Below are 16,269 nucleotides of genomic sequence, written 5' to 3'. Positions count from 1 at the left end.
GCAGGAAAAGCCCTGAACGGCCACCTCGACCACCGAAACCCTCTCGTGTTCGATACGCACGAGCTGGGTCGGCGTCCGGGTGCCATGAAGCGGCTGACCCGCTCGGTGGACACCCCCAAGGACTTCGGTATCGACGGAGTCGTCGGTGTGCCGGAAGGCGCACCCGTGGAGCTGGACGTCCGCCTCGAATCGGTCATGGAAGGTGTGCTCGTCACAGGCACCGCCCGTGCATCGGCCGAGGGGGAGTGCGTAAGGTGTCTGGAGCCGCTGAGCCTTGAGGTCGAGGCGGACTTCCAGGAAATGTTCTCGTACCCTGACGCCGATGACCGGAACCGCAGCAAGACGGCGGACCCGGTCGACGACGCCGAGGACGACGAGGACAGGTTCTTCCTTGAGGACGGCTTGTTCGACCTTGAGTCAGTGCTGCGTGATGCGGTAGTGCTCGCACTGCCGATGCAGCCGGTGTGCCGGGAGACCTGCGCCGGTCTGTGCTCCGAATGCGGAGTCAGGCTGGACGAGAACCCCGGTCACCACCACGAAGCCCTCGACATCCGTTGGGCGGCATTGCAAGGACTCGCCGAGACCGTTCAGGACGGCGAGAAGGACAACATGGGCGGCGCCGAACCTGGCGTCGACGAGAAGCAGGAGAAGTAGCCGTGGCTGTTCCGAAGCGGAAGATGTCGCGCAGCAACACGCGCCACCGCCGGTCGCAGTGGAAGGCTGCGGTCCCCACCCTGGTTTCGTGCGAGCGTTGCCAGGAGCCGAAGCTGCAGCACATCGCGTGCCCCAGCTGCGGCACGTACAACAAGCGCCAGGTCCTCGAGGTCTGAGCGGCTGGTGAGAGGCCCGATGTCTGAGTTGTCCCACGCCAAGAAGCAGTCAGACAACGTCAACACAGCCTCGTCCCACACGCTTCTGGAAGGGCGGCTCGGGTATCACCTTGAGTCCGCCCTTCTGGTGCGTGCGCTGACCCACCGTTCGTACGCGTACGAGAACGGCGGCCTGCCCACCAACGAGCGGCTTGAGTTCCTCGGGGACTCGGTGCTCGGCCTGGTGGTCACGGACACGCTGTACCGCACTCACCCCGACCTGCCTGAAGGCCAGCTGGCCAAATTGCGGGCCGCGGTGGTCAACTCGCGTGCGCTTGCGGAAGTGGGCCGCGGCCTCGAACTCGGCTCCTTCATCCGGCTCGGCCGAGGTGAAGAGGGCACGGGTGGCCGGGACAAGGCGTCCATCCTCGCCGACACCCTTGAAGCGGTGCTCGGCGCGGTCTATCTCGATCAGGGCCTCGGCGCGGCCTCCGAGCTGGTTCACCGGCTCTTCGACCCGCTGATCGACAGGTCCTCCAACCTCGGCGCCGGCCTGGACTGGAAGACCAGTCTTCAGGAGCTCACCGCGAGCGAGAGCCTCGGAGTCCCCGAGTACCTCGTCACGGAGACCGGCCCGGACCACGAGAAGACCTTTACTGCTGCTGCTCGCGTCGGTGGTGTCTCGTACGGCACCGGCACCGGCCGTAGCAAGAAGGAAGCGGAGCAACAGGCGGCGGAATCCGCCTGGCGCGAGATCAGTGCCGCCGCGGAGGCGCGGAAGGCTGTGGCCGACGAGGCCGCTGCCGACGGAGGGGCCGCCGACACCCCTGCCGAACCGCCGTCATCCACGGACGTCGCTCCGGCCTGACCCGGAAAACCCCTCGGTGCCCTGCGCACCGGGGGGTTCTCTCTGTCCGGATCCTTTCCGGATACCGGTCCCTTCAGATACCGGATCCTTTTCAGATACAGGAGCGACACCGTGCCCGAGCTGCCCGAGGTCGAAGTCGTACGACGCGGTCTCCAGCGCTGGGTGACCGGGCGCACGGTCGATGAGGTCGAGGTACTGCACCCGCGTGCGGTCCGCCGCCATCTCGCGGGCGGCGTGGACTTCGCGGCCCGGCTCGACGGGGTCCGGTTCGGGCCCGCGATGCGCCGGGGCAAGTACCTCTGGGTGCCGCTGGAGGACACGGCCAGTTCGCTCCTCGGCCACCTCGGCATGAGCGGTCAGCTGCTCGTACAGCCGCAGGACGCCGCCGACGAGAAGCATCTGCGGATCAGGATCCGGTTCGACGACTCCCTCGGCACCGAACTCCGCTTCGTCGACCAGCGCACCTTCGGCGGCCTCTCGCTGCACGACAACACCCCCGACGGAATGCCCGAAACCATCGCGCACATCGCCCGCGATCCGCTGGACCCGGAATTCGACGACGCCGCGTTCCACACCGCGCTGCGATTGCGCCGCACCACCGTCAAGCGCGCCCTGCTCGACCAGTCGCTGATCAGCGGGGTCGGCAACATCTACGCGGACGAGGCGCTGTGGCGCGCCAGGCTGCACTACGACCGCCCGACCGCGACCCTGACCCGCCCCAAGTCGGCCGAGCTGCTCGGCCACGTCCGCGATGTGATGAACGCGGCACTGGCACAGGGCGGCACGAGCTTCGACAGCCTCTACGTCAACGTGAACGGCGAGTCCGGCTACTTCGACCGGTCGCTCGACGCCTACGGGCGCGAGGACGAGCCGTGCCACCGCTGCGGTACGCCGATGAGGCGCCGCGCCTGGATGAACCGGTCCAGCTACTTCTGCCCGCGCTGCCAGCGCCCGCCGCGCCCCTAAGGCGTGCCCGCGTCCTGTCTGGCCTCGTCGTAACGGGCGCGGGCGGCCAGGACCTCGTCCATCCGGCCCTCGACGAGGTGGATCAGCCCGAGCAGCCGCTCGGCGACCTGCTGTCCCAGCGGGGTCAGCTCGTAGTCGACGCGGGGCGGATTGGTGGGCTGCGCCTCTCGGTGCACCAGTCCGTCCCGTTCCAGTGCGTGCAGGGTCCGGGACAGCATCTTCTCGCTCACCCCGTCGACCCGGCGGCGCAGCGCGTTGAAGCGGAGGCTGCCCTCGTACAGCGCGCCCAGCGTCAGGCTTCCCCAGCGGCCGGTGGCATGTTCCAGCGTGCCGCGCGAGGGGCACCGCTTGGAGAACACGTCGAAGGCCCATTCCTCGTCCGGACAGCCGTCCGCCCCGCTGCCACCGTTCTCGTCCATGAAAACCAGCGTACGCCCGCACAGCGCTCTCCACGGGATTGCGCTATCCGCTGGAGGGCGAGTGGGGCGTACGGGGCAGGAGCGGGTGGCGATGTGGGGCGGGTAGGGATCAGAAGCCGAAGTCCTGGGTCCACCAGGGGCCGCCGGAGCCGAAGTGGACACCCACGCCGAGCGTCTTGTAATCGCAGTTGAGAATGTTCGCGCGGTGGCCGTCGCTGTTCATCCAGGCATCCATCACGGCCTGCGCGTCGGCCTGGCCGCGGGCGATGTTCTCGCCGCCGAGTCCGTCCACGCCGGCCTTGGCGGCGCGGTCCCAGGGGGTCTTGCCGTCGGGGTCGGTGTGGTCGAAGAAGCCGCGGGCCGCCATGTCGTCGCTGAAGTTCTGGGCGAGCGAGGCCAGCGAACCGCTCGCGGTGACCGGGCTGCAGCCGACCTTGGCGCGCTCCTGGTTGACCAGGGAGAGCACGGCGGCCTGGGCCGAGGTGCCGGCGGCGGGCGGCGCGGTGGTCTGCGGAGCGGCCGGTGCGGACGTGGAGGGGGCCGGAGCGGCGGTCGTCGGGCTGGTGGTGGCGCTCTTCGTGGCCCGTGCGGCGGGGGCCTTCGAGGCGGCGGCCTTCCGGGACGGCCCGGCGCTCGCCGGTTTCCCCGCGTTCCGGTCCGCTTCCTTCTTCTTGTCCTTCTTCCCGGTTTTTTTCGCCGGTCCGGACGTCCTGGAGGGGGAGGAGGGCTTGCCGTCGGCGGAGGGGCTCGACTTCGTCGGCCCGTCGGCGCGGCCGGTGCCGCGGCTGGCGGTGTCGGACGCGGTGTGACGGTCGGCCGGCGGGGTCGTGGAGCCGCCCTGGGACAGCAGGTCCGGGGCGCCCTGGGAACGCACCTGGTCGGCGGCCGAACCACCGCTCAGATAGTTGTCACCACCGGGCAGCAGACCGGAGGCCACCGCGACGGCTCCGACGGCCATGGCCGCGGAGACACCGAGCAGTCCAGTGCGCACCGGCAGGCCGGACCGCTTCCTGCGGCGGTCTCCCCGGCTCCGTCCGGCGTCCCGTTCCGCGCTTTCCTCAGCGGTGGGAGCTGCGGCGGAGCGTCGATGGCGTCCCATCTGCTGTGCCCTTCTGACGACCTGGACGCCGTTTTCGACGTCACCATGACTCACCCGATCGAGTGAGCTTTTGCGAGGGGACTGTACGCCATGAGCTTTCGCCGAGAAGTGCTCCGAGAGCAATTGGGCGGTTAGCGTTCGGGCATGAACGAAGATGTACGACTCACCGCCTGGGTACGCGGTCGAGTACAGCAAGTAGGGTTTCGCTGGTTCACCAGGGCAAACGCTCTGGAGATCGGGGACCTCACAGGATTCGCCCTCAATCTCGACGACGGCAGGGTGCAGGTGGTGGCCGAGGGGCGGCGTGAGAATTGCCACCGTCTGCTGGATTGGCTGCGCTCGGACGACACACCCGGCCGCGTTGACGGAGTCACTGAGATCTGGGACACGCCACGGGGGGGATACGAGGGGTTCGCGATCCGCTGATCCGGTGCCCGGAGGGGCGCGCAGGAAGTGCCGTGTTCGGGCTGTGTTCGAAGGGCGGCGCGGGGTGACCGCGGGGGGGCGCCGTCGCGCGTACACATGAAATGACCTGCGGAATGATCCGGTGGTTGCCAAGAATCGGTTGCCGTGCGAGGCTGCGGCGAGAAGGATGATCTCCGCGCTCCTGAGGGCCCCGCAGGAGAGTCGCGCCGCATGATCGCCAGGCCGCGCACCCCCGGGACGCCCTTCTCTACAGGGTGTGATCGTGTTGACCGTCAAACTTTTTGGTGAGACGCTGAAAACCCCGCGCACCTTAGCTGTTCGGCAGAGCTGTTTGGCAGCAGAACAGCAGTGAACACAGAGCACTGCCGAGCACCGCGGGTGCGATTCCCTCACGACCCACACCGCATCGGTCGGTCACTCAGTGTGGAGGACCATCCTCATGGCAAAGGCGCTTCTCGGTTACGTCGGCGGTTCCGACCCGCGACTCCTCGCCGAGATGCGACGGCTTCAGCAGCGCGTCCAGGATCTTGAATCCGAGATCGTACGGATTCAGGACGAGAACGACGCGCTCAACGCCGCCGCTCAGCACCAAGAGTCGCTGCTCGACAGCATCGACATCGACGTACCTCAGGCGGAGCCGGCGCTGACCTGACCGATTGCCCCAGGGCCGGTCGGGCTGCACGCGTCAGCCGCACGGAATCATCGCCGGATCGTCACCGGATCATTGAAGATCGATTGCGCCTGATCATCGCTTGCTCATGGAACTCGCTCATGAAATGCGTTTGATCTGCGTCTTCGTCTGCCTGTCATGATCCGGCACGCGCGTCTCCATTGGAGGCGGCGGATCCGGCGACAGAGCAATGCACAAGCTTTACCGGGGACGCTTCGGCGTCCCTTCTTTCTTTTCCCCTCCGAACCGCGCCCGTCCCGCCCCGGACGTACACCCCTTCCCTTACCGTCTGATGTGCCCTGCACCTTCATCAGCGAAACCGAGAGCGAAAGGTAGAGTCCGGCGGCGTGCACCTCAAGGCCCTGACCCTGCGTGGTTTCAAATCGTTCGCCTCCGCCACGACCCTGCGGTTCGAACCCGGGATCACCTGCGTGGTCGGCCCCAATGGATCGGGCAAGTCCAATGTGGTGGACGCGCTTTCCTGGGTCATGGGGGAGCAGGGTGCCAAATCCCTGCGCGGCGGCAAGATGGAGGACGTCATTTTCGCCGGTACCACCGGGCGGCCTCCGCTCGGCAGGGCCGAAGTGTCGCTGACCATCGACAACTCCGACGGGGCGCTGCCCATCGAGTACGCCGAAGTGACGATCACCCGGATCATGTTCCGCAACGGCGGCAGCGAGTACCAGATCAATGGCGACACCTGCCGGCTGCTGGACATCCAGGAACTCCTCTCCGACTCCGGCATCGGCCGCGAGATGCACGTCATCGTCGGCCAGGGCCAGCTGGACTCCGTACTCCACGCCGACCCGATGGGGCGCCGCGCGTTCATCGAGGAGGCCGCCGGCGTACTGAAACACCGCAAGCGCAAGGAGAAGGCGCTGCGGAAGCTGGACGCGATGGGGGCGAACCTGGCCCGCGTCCAGGACCTCACCGACGAACTGCGGCGACAGCTGAAGCCGCTCGGCCGGCAGGCCGCGGTCGCCCGCCGGGCCGCCGTCATCCAGGCCGATCTGCGCGACGCCCGGCTCCGGTTGCTCGCGGACGACCTGGTCAGGCTGCACAGCGCGTTGCGCAGCGAGATCGCCGACGAGGCCGAGCTGAAGCGGCGCCGGGAGGCGGCGGAGGTGGAGCTCAAGGCGGCGCTGGGGCGCGAGGCGGAGCTTGAGGACGAGGTGCGGCGGCTCACGCCCAGGCTCCAGCGCGCCCAGCAGACCTGGTACGAGCTGTCGCAGCTGGCCGAGCGGGTGCGCGGCACGATCTCACTGGCCGACGCCCGGGTGAAGAGCGCGACCGCCCCGCCGGAGGAGGAGCGGCGCGGCCGCGACCCCGAGGACATGGAGCGCGAGGCGGCCCGGATCCGCGAGCAGGAGGCGGAGCTGACCGCGGCGCTGGAAGCCGCGGAACACGCCCTGGAGGACACCGCCTCCCACCGGTCCGAACTGGAGCGGGAGCTGGCGGCGGAGGAACGCAGGCTGAAGGATGCCGCCCGCGCCCTCGCGGACCGCCGCGAAGGGCTCGCCCGGCTCAGCGGACAGGTCAACGCGGCCCGCAGCCGTGCCGGTTCGGCGCAGTCGGAGATCGACCGGCTGGCCACCTCGCGCGACGAGGCACGGGAGCGCGCGGTCGCCGCCCAGGAGGAGTACGAACAGCTCAAGGCCGAGGTCGACGGCCTGGACGCCGGTGACGCCGAGCTCGGTGAGCGGCACGAGGCCGCCCGGAGCGGACTCAAGGAGGCGGAGGCCTCGCTCTCCGCCGCCCGGGAGGCCGCCACCGTCGCCGAACGGAAGCGCGCCGCCGTCGCGGCCCGCCATGACGCGCTGGCCCTCGGGCTGCGCCGCAAGGACGGCACCGGGGTGCTGCTGGGTGCCCGGGACCGGCTGACCGGGCTGCTCGGACCGGCCGCGGAGCTGCTCACGGTGGCCCCGGGGCACGAGGTCGCGGTGGCCGCCGCACTGGGCGCGGCGGCGGACGCGGTGGCGGTGACGGACCCGGCCACGGCGGCAGAGGCGATCCGGCTGCTGCGGAAACTGGACGCGGGCCGGGCCGCGCTGCTGCTGGGAGGCGGCGCAGGCGCTCACGTACCCGGGCAGGGCACGGAAGCGGAGCCCGCGCCCCGGAGCGAGGCCGCGCACGTCCCGGGCCAGGCGGCGGAGCGGCTCCCGGTGCGGCTGGGCGCGGACGGGACCGGGGCGGCTCCGGCCGGACACCCGGCCGCGCCCGCGCCCGACGGTCTGGAGAACCCCGCCGTCGCGGACCTCGTCAGCGGTCCCGTCGAACTGGTGGCCGCGGTGCGCAGGCTGGTGCGGGACATGGTGGTCGTCGGGACGCTGGAGGACGCGGAGGACCTGGTGGCCGCCCGCCCGGAGCTGATGGCGGTGACCGGCGAGGGGGACGTCCTCTCGGCGCACTTCGCGCACGGCGGTTCCGCGGGCGCGCCCAGCCTCCTCGAAGTCCAGGCGTCCGTGGACGAGGCCGCCGCCGAACTGGCCGAACTGGCGGTGCGGTGCACGCAGCTGGCCGAGGCCCAGCAGCTCGCCGGGCAGCGGCGCTCCACCGTCGCGGCGCTCGTCGAGGAGCTGGGGGAGCGGCGCCGGGCCGCCGAGCGGGAGAAGTCCGGGGTGGCCCAGCAGCTCGGCCGGCTGGCCGGCCAGGCGCGGGGCGCGGCCGGTGAGGCCGACCGGATGGCCGCCTCCGCCGCCCGCGCCCAGGAGGCGCTGGAGCGCGCGACCCAGGACGCGGAGGAGCTGGCCGAGCGGCTGCTCGTGGCCGAGGAGGCCGCGCAGGACGGCGCCGACGAGGAGCCGGACAGCGCCGTCCGCGACCGGCTCGCCGCCGACGGTGCCAATGCCCGCCAGACCGAGATGGAGGCCCGCCTCCAGGTCCGTACCCATGAGGAACGGGTCAAGGCGCTGGCCGGCCGCGCCGACTCCCTGGACCGGGGTGCCCGCGCGGAGCGGGAGGCGCGGGCCCGGGTCGAGCAGCGCAGGGCTCGGCTGCGCCATGAGGCCGCGGTGGCCTCCGCCGTGGCGTCCGGCGCCCGTCAGCTGCTGGCCCACGTCGAGGTGTCCGTCGTACGGGCCGAGCAGGAGCGAGCCGCCGCGGAGGCCTCGAAGGCCGAGCGGGAACAGGAGCTGGCGGCGGAGCGGCTGGGGGGCCGTGCGCTCAAGGACGAGCTGGACAAGCTGACCGACTCGGTCCACCGGGGCGAGGTGCTCGGCGCGGAGAAGCGGCTGCGGATAGAACAGCTGGAGGCCAAGGCCCTGGAGGAGCTGGGCGTGGAGCCGGCCGGTCTGGCCGCCGAGTACGGGCCCGACCAGCTCGTGCCGCCGTCCCCGGCCGCGGAGGGCGAGGAGCTGCCGGAGGATCCGGAGCATCCGCGCAACCAGCCGAAGCCGTTCGTCAGGGCCGAGCAGGAGAAGCGGCTGAGGTCGGCCGAACGGGCGTACCAGCAACTCGGGAAGGTGAATCCGCTCGCCCTCGAAGAGTTCTCCGCACTGGAGGAACGGCACAAGTTCCTCTCCGAGCAGCTTGAGGACCTGAAGAAGACCCGGGCCGATCTGATGCAGGTCATCAAGGAGGTCGACGAGCGCGTCGAGCAGGTCTTCACCGAGGCGTACCGGGACACCGCCCGCGAGTTCGAGGGGGTCTTCTCGCGCCTCTTCCCGGGCGGCGAGGGGCGGCTCATCCTGACCGACCCGGACAACATGCTCACGACCGGTGTGGACGTCGAGGCCCGCCCGCCGGGCAAGAAGGTGAAGCGGCTGTCCCTGCTGTCCGGCGGTGAACGGTCGCTGACGGCAGTGGCGTTGCTCGTCTCGATCTTCAAGGCCAGGCCGAGCCCGTTCTATGTGATGGACGAGGTCGAGGCGGCGCTCGACGACACCAACCTCCAGCGGCTGATCCGGATCATGGTGGAGCTCCAGGAGAGCTCCCAGCTCATCGTGATCACGCACCAGAAGCGGACGATGGAGGTCGCCGACGCGCTCTACGGCGTCTCGATGCAGGGCGACGGGGTCTCCAAGGTGATCAGCCAGCGGCTGCGCTGAGCCACCCTCAGGCTTCGAGAACCGAACATCTGGTCCCCGCGCCGACGTTTCGTCTTCGAGTGGTGGCGCAGGTGAACGTATGCGCCACTGGGTACAGCTCGCCCCCCACGCCTGCGTCTGCGGCCAGGCACCAGGAGTTCACGTGACCAGCACATCGCAGGGACCCGAGTCCGGAACCGGAGCGGCCCACCCGGACCACCTGGGCCATGTCATCTTCATCACGGCGGCCGCCGCGATGGGCGGCTTCCTCTTCGGTTACGACAGCTCCGTGATCAACGGCGCCGTCGAGGCGATCCGTAGCCGGTACGACATCGGCTCCGGCACGCTCGCCCAGGTCATCGCCATCGCCCTCATCGGCTGTGCGATCGGCGCGGCCACCGCGGGCCGCATCGCCGACCGGATCGGCCGAATCCGCTGCATGCAGATCGCCTCGGTCCTCTTCACCATCAGCGCCGTCGGGTCCGCGCTCCCGTTCGCGCTCTGGGACCTGTCGATGTGGCGCATCATCGGTGGCTTCGCCATCGGCATGGCCTCGGTGATCGGCCCGGCGTACATCGCGGAGGTCTCACCGCCCGCCTACCGGGGCCGCCTCGGCTCCTTTCAGCAGGCGGCCATCGTCATCGGCATCGCCATCTCCCAGCTGGTCAACTACGGCATCCTGCAGATCGCCGACGGCGACCAGCGCGGCAAGATCGGCGGCCTGGAAGCCTGGCAGTGGATGCTCGGTGTGATGGTCGTGCCCGCGGTTCTGTACGGTCTGCTGTCCTTCGCGATCCCCGAGTCGCCGAGGTTCCTGATCTCGGTCGGCAAGAAGGACCGGGCCCGTCGGATCCTCTCGGAGGTCGAGGGCGAGGGGGTCGACCTCGACGCCCGGGTGACCGAGATCGAGACCGCGATGCACCGCGAGCACAAGTCGACATTCAAGGATCTGCTGGGCAGCCGCCTCGGCTTCCTGCCCATCGTCTGGGTCGGTATCGGCCTGTCGGTCTTCCAGCAGCTCGTCGGCATCAACGTGGCGTTCTACTACTCGGCGACACTGTGGCAGTCCGTCGGCATCGACCCGACCGACTCGTTCTTCTACTCGTTCACCACCTCGATCATCAACATCATCGGTACGGTGATCGCGATGGTGCTGGTGGACCGGGTGGGCCGCCGCCCGCTGGCTCTCGTCGGCTCCTGCGGCATGGCCATCGCGCTCGCCTTCGAGGCGTGGGCCTTCTCCGCCAACCTGGTCGACGGCAAGCTCCCCAACACCCAGGGCGTGGTCGCGCTTGTCGCTGCCCACGTGTTCGTGCTGTTCTTCGCCCTGTCATGGGGTGTCATCGTCTGGGTCTTCCTCGGCGAGATGTTCCCGAACCGGATCCGCGCCGCGGCGCTCGGTGTCGCCGCGTCCGCGCAGTGGATCGCCAACTGGGCGATCACCGCGAGCTTCCCGAGCCTCGCCGACTGGAACCTGTCGGGCACGTACATCATCTACGCCTGCTTCGCGACGCTCTCGATCCCCTTCGTCCTCAAGTTCGTCAAGGAGACCAAGGGCAAGGCGCTGGAGGAGATGGGCTGACCCCCACGGTCCGTGCCGCGCGGCTCACGCCGCGCGGCACGGACCGTCAGCCACCGGTCGCCTCGCAGAACAGCCGCAGACTGCGCCACCCCTCCTCGACCGGCATCCCGCCGCACAGCGGATGCAGCACCAGGCTGTCCAGCTCCCGGCCCAGATCGGCGCACGCCTGCGGGGTGACGATCCGGTAGACGTCCTCCTCGCGCAGTTCCGCCACTGTCGTGGCCGCCGAGCGGACGGCCGAGCGGATGTCCTTGGACTGCCAGGAGGCATATGTACGGGCCTCGTGCAGGAAGTGCTCCCCGTACTCGGCCCAGGTCCGGTCCGGGTCCTGAGACACGTGCAACAGGGGCGTCTCGGCCGCGGGCATCATGCAGAAACCCTCGGTGCCGTGCTCCGCGCGCTGCTCGTGGTAGTACGCCTCCAGCTCGGGAAGATGCGCGCTCGGGAACAGCGGCAGCCCCAGCCGCGCCGCCCGCCGCGCCGCCGCCCGGGAGCTGCCGCCGACCAGCAGCAGCGGGTGCGGCCGGGTGAGCGGCCGGGGGGTCACCGTGACCGTGCGGCCCCGGAACTCGAACGGCTCCCCGGTCCACGCCAGCAGCAGCGTCTCCAGCAGCTCGTCCTGGATCCGGCCGCGCCTGCCCCATTCGACGCCCGCCCGCTCGTACTCCTCCGGCCGGTAACCGATCCCCGCGACCGTGACCAGCCGGCCCGCGCTCAGCAAATCGAGCACCGCGATGTCCTCCGCCAGCCCCAACGGGTCGTGCAGCGGCCCGATCACCGCGGAGACCGTGACCGCGATCCGGCCGGTCGCGCCGAAGACGGCCCCGGCCAGGACGAAGGGCGAGGGCAGCCAGGAGTTGGCGGCCCCGTGGTGCTCCTCTGTCTGTACGGTGTCGATGCCGTGCTCGTCGGCGTACGCGGCCATGTCCAGGGCCGCGCGGTAGCGGGCCGAGAGCGAGTCGGGCGTGGCGGCTGGATCGACGAGGTTGAACCGGACGACTGTGAAGGCCATGACACTGTCCCCTTCGCCGGGCGGGCTGGGCGAGGCCGGACAGTAGCTGACGTAGCGTCAGAAGTGTAGGGGTGCGTCGTGCCGCCGTACGCCGGGGCGCGGCGGTGCCGCGTGCGGGCGGAGCCGTCGGCGTACCGGGAATATGGTGCGGCCGGCCCCCTGCGGAACGGCCATTCCCCGATTGTCCCCGCGCGTGACTGATACTGGGTGGGTTATGGAATTCGTCATCCTTGCTGTAGTCATCGCCCTGGTCGCGGTCGGCGTGATCAGCGGGCTCGTGGTCAGCAGCCGCAAGAAGAAGCAGCTGCCCCCGGCACCGTCGAGCACGCCGACCATCACTCCTCCCGCCGAGCCCCATGTCGGCGAGGAGGCCGAAACGCCGCGCGACGAATCGCGCCGCACCATCGAGGAGGTCGGGCTCCCGCCCACCGAGGAGGAGGCGGAGCAGGCCCCGGATGCCGCCGCGCCCCCCGCGCTCGACGTCCCCGAGCCCACCGCCGGCCGGCTGGTCCGGCTGCGGGCCCGGCTCGCCCGCTCGCAGAACTCCCTCGGCAAGGGGCTGCTCACGCTGCTGTCCCGGGACAACCTCGACGAGGACACCTGGGAGGAGATCGAGGACACCCTCCTCACCGCGGATGTGGGCGTCGCCCCCACCCAGGAGCTGGTGGAACGGCTCCGGGAGCGCGTCCGGGTCCTCGGCACCCGTACCCCGGAGGACCTGCGCACCCTGCTGCGCGAGGAGCTCATCACCCTGCTCGGCACCGACTTCGACCGTGCGGTCAAGACGGAGAGCGGCGTCGACACCCCCGGCGTCGTGATGGTCGTCGGTGTCAACGGCACCGGAAAGACCACCACCACCGGAAAGCTCGCCCGGGTGCTGGTGGCCGACGGCCGCAGCGTCGTCCTCGGCGCGGCCGACACCTTCCGGGCCGCCGCCGCCGATCAGCTCCAGACCTGGGGCGAGCGCGTCGGCGCCCGCACCGTGCGCGGACCCGAGGGCGGTGACCCGGCCTCGATCGCGTTCGACGCGGTGAAGGAGGGCATCGCGGAGGGCGCCGATGTCGTACTGATCGACACGGCGGGCCGGCTGCACACCAAGACCGGCCTGATGGACGAGCTCGGCAAGGTCAAGCGGGTGGTCGAGAAGCACGGACCGCTCGACGAGATCCTGCTCGTCCTGGACGCCACCACCGGGCAGAACGGCCTGGTGCAGGCCCGGGTCTTCGCTGAGGTCGTCGACATCACCGGCATCGTCCTCACCAAGCTGGACGGCACCGCCAAGGGCGGCATCGTCATCGCCGTCCAGCGGGAGCTGGGCGTACCGGTGAAGCTGATCGGGCTCGGCGAGGGGCCGGACGACCTGGCACCCTTCGAGCCGGAGGCATTCGTGGACGCCCTGATCGGGGACTGAGACCGCCCGGACAGGAAGCAGCCCGGCCGCCCGGACATCAGGGCGGCCGGGCTTTTCGCTGCGCGGGGCGGCCGGGCGGGCTCAGCCGCAGAGGGACCAGCGGTGGCAGATGTACGCCAGCGTGCCCAGCAGCAGCCGGGCTTCCGGCGGCGCCGCAGCGGTGTCCAGGGCCGGCGGACGGAGCCAGCGGACCGGGCCGAGGCCACCCTGGTCGGACGGCGGGGCGGTGACGTGGGAGCCGAGGCCGAGCGCCCGCAGGTCCAGCTCCGCGTCGTCCCAGCCCATCCGGTACAGCAGCTGGGGGAGACCGGCGGCCGCGCCCGGTGCCACGAAGAACTGCGCCCGCCCGGCCGGCGTCACGGCCACCGGGCCCAGCGGCAGGCCCATCCGCTCCATCCGCACCAGCGCCCGGCGCCCGGACTGCTCGGCGACTTCGAGGACGTCGAAGCTGCGGCCCACCGGCAGCAGCATCGAGGCGCCGGGCACCTCTGCCCACGCGCGCGCCGCGGTGTCGAGGCTCGCCCCCGCGGGCACCTCCCGTGCGAAGTCCAGCGGATGCGCGCCGGGGGAGGGGCAGTCGGCCGCCCCACAGGAGCAGTGTCCGTCAGAGGCCCGCGCGCCCGGTGCGACGGCCCAGCCCCATAACCCCGTGTACTCGGCCACCGCGGTGCCCTCGGTCGCACGGCCGCGGCGCCGTGCGCCCGATCGCAGTTCGCGGATGCCGCCGATCGTGAAGCCCATGCCCCCTCCAACGGGTCCAGCTCGCGGTGGTTACGGAACGCGGTTCAATCGTGACACTCCACCGTCCCTGCCGGTCCGGCCGGGCGTGGGGCGCACACCTGAGTGTCCGGGCTCATTCGCACGCCCCTGAATGCACCTTTGCGCCTAGCGCTGATCGTCACCTGTCAAGTGAATCGCGCTGGGCTGCGGTGGCGTTCATCCGAAGGGGTGGCGAATGGTGGCGTTTCCGCAATCACCCTCCCCGAGGGGGTGATCGTAGGATTACCGTCGGTACACGAACCATGGAAGTATGTGCGCTCATGGGTATGCCGGAGGCGACTCGATTTTCTGTTCGATGGCGTGCGACCTCCGTACGGACAGGATCGGTTCACGGCATTCTGAGAATGGTTCGCGGCGGACGGTATTTCGGCGGGATGGGGGCGTTCCAGTGAGTGGCAGCGGCGCAGGCGATTCGAATGCCGGTAAGCGCCCCAACGGGCAATTGGGATCATGGTTCGTGCGCAGCGGCTGGTCGAAGGGCGAGCTGGCCCGCCAGGTGAACCGCAGGGCACGCCAGCTGGGCGCCCACCACATCAGCACCGACACCTCACGGGTGCGGCGCTGGCTGGACGGCGAGCAGCCGCGCGAACCGATCCCGCGCATTTTGTCCGAGCTGTTCTCGGAGCGCTTCGGCTCCGTCGTCGCCGTGGAGGACCTGGGGTTACGTGCCGCGCACCAGTCCCCGTCGGTGGCAGGTGTCGACCTGCCCTGGGCCGGGCCCCAGACCGTCGCCCTGCTCAGTGAGTTCTCCCGCAGCGACCTGATGCTCGCCCGCAGAGGCTTCCTCGGCAGCTCCCTCGCCCTCGCCGCCGGTCCCGCCCTCATCGAACCCATGCAGCGCTGGCTGGTGCCCGTCACCGCCGCCGCGGCCGCCGAGCCGGATCCGGAGGCCGCCGCCCGCCGCCCCTCCAGGCTCTCCGGGCCCGAGCTCGACCTGCTGGAGTCCACCACCGCGATGTTCCGCCAGTGGGACGCGCAGTGCGGCGGCGGACTGCGCCGCAAGGCCGTCGTCGGCCAGCTCCACGAGGTCACCGACCTGCTCCAGGAGCCGCAGCCGGCCGCCACCGCCAAACGGCTGTTCCGCTGCGCCGCCGAACTGGCCGAGCTCGCGGGCTGGATGAGCTACGACGTCGGCCTCCAGCCCACCGCCCAGAAGTACTTCGTCCTCGCCCTGCACGCCTCCAAGGAGGCCGGCGACAAGCCGCTCGGCTCGTACGTCCTGTCCAGCATGAGCCGGCAGATGATCCACCTCGGCCGGCCCGACGACGCCCTAGAACTGATCCACCTCGCCCAGTACGGCAGCCGGGACTGCGCCACCGCGCGGACCCAGGCCATGCTGTATGCGATGGAGGCCCGCGCGTACGCCAACATGGGCCAGCCCAGCAAGTGCAAACGAGCCGTCCGGATGGCCGAGGACACCTTCCTCGACGCGGGAATCGACGGCGAGCCCGAGCCCGACTGGATCCGGTTCTTCTCCGACGCCGAGCTGAACGGCGAGAACTCCCACTCCTACCGTGACCTCGCCTACGTGGCCGGCCGCAGCCCCACGTACGCCTCGCTGGCCGAACCCGTCATGCAGAAGGCGGTCCAGCTCTTCGGGGAGGACGACGAGCACCAGCGCTCCTACGCCCTCAACCTGATCGGTCTCGCCACGGTCCACCTCCTCAAGCGCGAGCCCGAGGAGTCCACCGTGCTGGCCGAGAAGGCGCTGCGCGTCGCCAGGAAGGTCCGTTCCGAGCGGGTCAACACCCGGCTGCGCAAGACGGTCGACACCGCCGCCAGGGACTTCGGGGACATCCCCGAGGTCGCCCGGCTCACCGATCTCCTCACCGAACAGCTGCCCGAGACCGCGGAAGCGGTCTGAAGGCACCCAGTCCCCGGCCACGACGGCCACCCCGCACAGACCGACTTCGGCTCCCCCGATTGCCAGGTCAGTGGGTGGTCGCCGTGGCCGGTTCGTGTGGTCGTTCCCGTACCGGAGCGTCGTAACCGCACCGTATGCGGCCCCGGCCGCAGAGTAGGTGCGAGCGCGGGAACAGCACGGGCGGTTCATGGGGACGTAACACGTCGCTCGCCTTCGTCACTGCGGCGAAACACCACGCGGCATCCATGGAAACGGCGCTGAGCGAATCTCATGGCGCATAAGGACGGCCCCTTTCCCCAGTGGTTCCGCACGTGGTTGTGCCCCCACCACCCGCACGC

General features: G+C 70.4%; 14 protein-coding genes. 10 read left to right on the top strand and 4 right to left on the bottom strand.

The features are described from left to right. Positions 1–45: 45 nt before the first annotated feature. The 4 genes from RLT59_RS09365 (at position 46) to mutM (ending at position 2,643) form a co-directional block, all read left to right on the top strand. Entirely contained in the window at positions 46–654 is a 609-nt protein-coding gene (locus RLT59_RS09365) for a YceD family protein (RefSeq protein ID WP_311302975.1), read from the top strand. 2 nt (positions 655–656) lie between these two features. Further along, on the top strand, positions 657–830 hold the full coding sequence (rpmF, locus tag RLT59_RS09360; RefSeq protein ID WP_003965982.1) for a 50S ribosomal protein L32: 174 nt from the start codon (positions 657–659) through the stop codon (positions 828–830). Positions 831–849: 19 nt separating this feature from the next. After that, a complete protein-coding gene (gene rnc, locus RLT59_RS09355; protein ID WP_311302974.1) occupies positions 850–1,677 on the top strand; it encodes a ribonuclease III in 828 nt (275 codons plus the stop codon). Positions 1,678–1,788: 111 nt separating this feature from the next. Continuing rightward, positions 1,789–2,643 carry a bifunctional DNA-formamidopyrimidine glycosylase/DNA-(apurinic or apyrimidinic site) lyase gene (gene mutM / locus RLT59_RS09350; RefSeq protein WP_311302973.1) on the top strand — a complete coding sequence of 285 codons (855 nt, stop codon included), beginning with the start codon at positions 1,789–1,791 and terminating at the stop codon, positions 2,641–2,643. Here mutM and RLT59_RS09345 read toward each other — a convergent pair. Then, positions 2,640–3,062 (bottom strand): winged helix-turn-helix transcriptional regulator, encoded by a 423-nt coding sequence (locus tag RLT59_RS09345; RefSeq protein ID WP_311302972.1) that lies wholly within the window; start codon positions 3,060–3,062, stop codon positions 2,640–2,642. The two genes, mutM and RLT59_RS09345, sit on opposite strands and share 4 nt — an antisense overlap. Before the next feature lie 109 nt (positions 3,063–3,171). Next, the gene (locus RLT59_RS09340; protein ID WP_311302971.1) at positions 3,172–4,161 is read right to left on the bottom strand and encodes a CAP domain-containing protein; all 990 of its coding nucleotides are present in this window, start codon (positions 4,159–4,161) and stop codon (positions 3,172–3,174) included. Positions 4,162–4,305: 144 nt separating this feature from the next. On the opposite strand from RLT59_RS09340, the gene RLT59_RS09335 reads away from it, so the two are divergent. The 4 genes from RLT59_RS09335 (at position 4,306) to RLT59_RS09320 (ending at position 10,864) form a co-directional block, all read left to right on the top strand. Then, positions 4,306–4,587, top strand: a complete 282-nt coding sequence (locus RLT59_RS09335) for an acylphosphatase (RefSeq protein ID WP_073739083.1) — start codon at positions 4,306–4,308, stop codon at positions 4,585–4,587. 439 nt (positions 4,588–5,026) lie between these two features. Then, the gene (locus RLT59_RS09330) at positions 5,027–5,239 is read left to right on the top strand and encodes a hypothetical protein (RefSeq protein WP_024494492.1); all 213 of its coding nucleotides are present in this window, start codon (positions 5,027–5,029) and stop codon (positions 5,237–5,239) included. A gap of 365 nt (positions 5,240–5,604) precedes the next feature. Then, positions 5,605–9,303, top strand: a complete 3,699-nt coding sequence (locus RLT59_RS09325) for an AAA family ATPase (RefSeq protein WP_311302970.1) — start codon at positions 5,605–5,607, stop codon at positions 9,301–9,303. A gap of 142 nt (positions 9,304–9,445) precedes the next feature. After that, a complete protein-coding gene (locus RLT59_RS09320) occupies positions 9,446–10,864 on the top strand; it encodes a sugar porter family MFS transporter (RefSeq protein ID WP_311302969.1) in 1,419 nt (472 codons plus the stop codon). Between the two features lie 46 nt (positions 10,865–10,910). Here RLT59_RS09320 and RLT59_RS09315 read toward each other — a convergent pair whose 3' ends face one another. Further along, positions 10,911–11,876: an LLM class flavin-dependent oxidoreductase gene (locus RLT59_RS09315; protein ID WP_311302968.1), complete on the bottom strand. Its 966-nt coding sequence runs from the start codon at positions 11,874–11,876 to the stop codon at positions 10,911–10,913. Positions 11,877–12,090: 214 nt separating this feature from the next. On the opposite strand from RLT59_RS09315, the gene ftsY reads away from it, so the two are divergent. After that, positions 12,091–13,287, top strand: coding sequence for a signal recognition particle-docking protein FtsY (ftsY, locus tag RLT59_RS09310; protein WP_311302967.1), 1,197 nt, complete (start codon positions 12,091–12,093; stop codon positions 13,285–13,287). A gap of 81 nt (positions 13,288–13,368) precedes the next feature. On the opposite strand, the gene RLT59_RS09305 is transcribed toward ftsY, so the two are convergent. Continuing rightward, positions 13,369–14,028, bottom strand: coding sequence for a bifunctional DNA primase/polymerase (locus tag RLT59_RS09305; RefSeq protein ID WP_311302966.1), 660 nt, complete (start codon positions 14,026–14,028; stop codon positions 13,369–13,371). Between the two features lie 427 nt (positions 14,029–14,455). Between RLT59_RS09305 and RLT59_RS09300 the strand changes: the two genes are divergently transcribed. Next, the gene (locus RLT59_RS09300; RefSeq protein WP_311302965.1) at positions 14,456–15,931 is read left to right on the top strand and encodes a transcriptional repressor NsdA; all 1,476 of its coding nucleotides are present in this window, start codon (positions 14,456–14,458) and stop codon (positions 15,929–15,931) included. Positions 15,932–16,269 lie beyond the last annotated feature (338 nt).

Origin of the sequence: Streptomyces sp. ITFR-6, assembly GCF_031844725.1 — a bacterium.
GTDB lineage: Bacteria > Actinomycetota > Actinomycetes > Streptomycetales > Streptomycetaceae > Streptomyces.
Note: the sequence above shows the minus strand (reverse complement) of the source record. Positions and strands in the feature narration are given on the sequence as shown.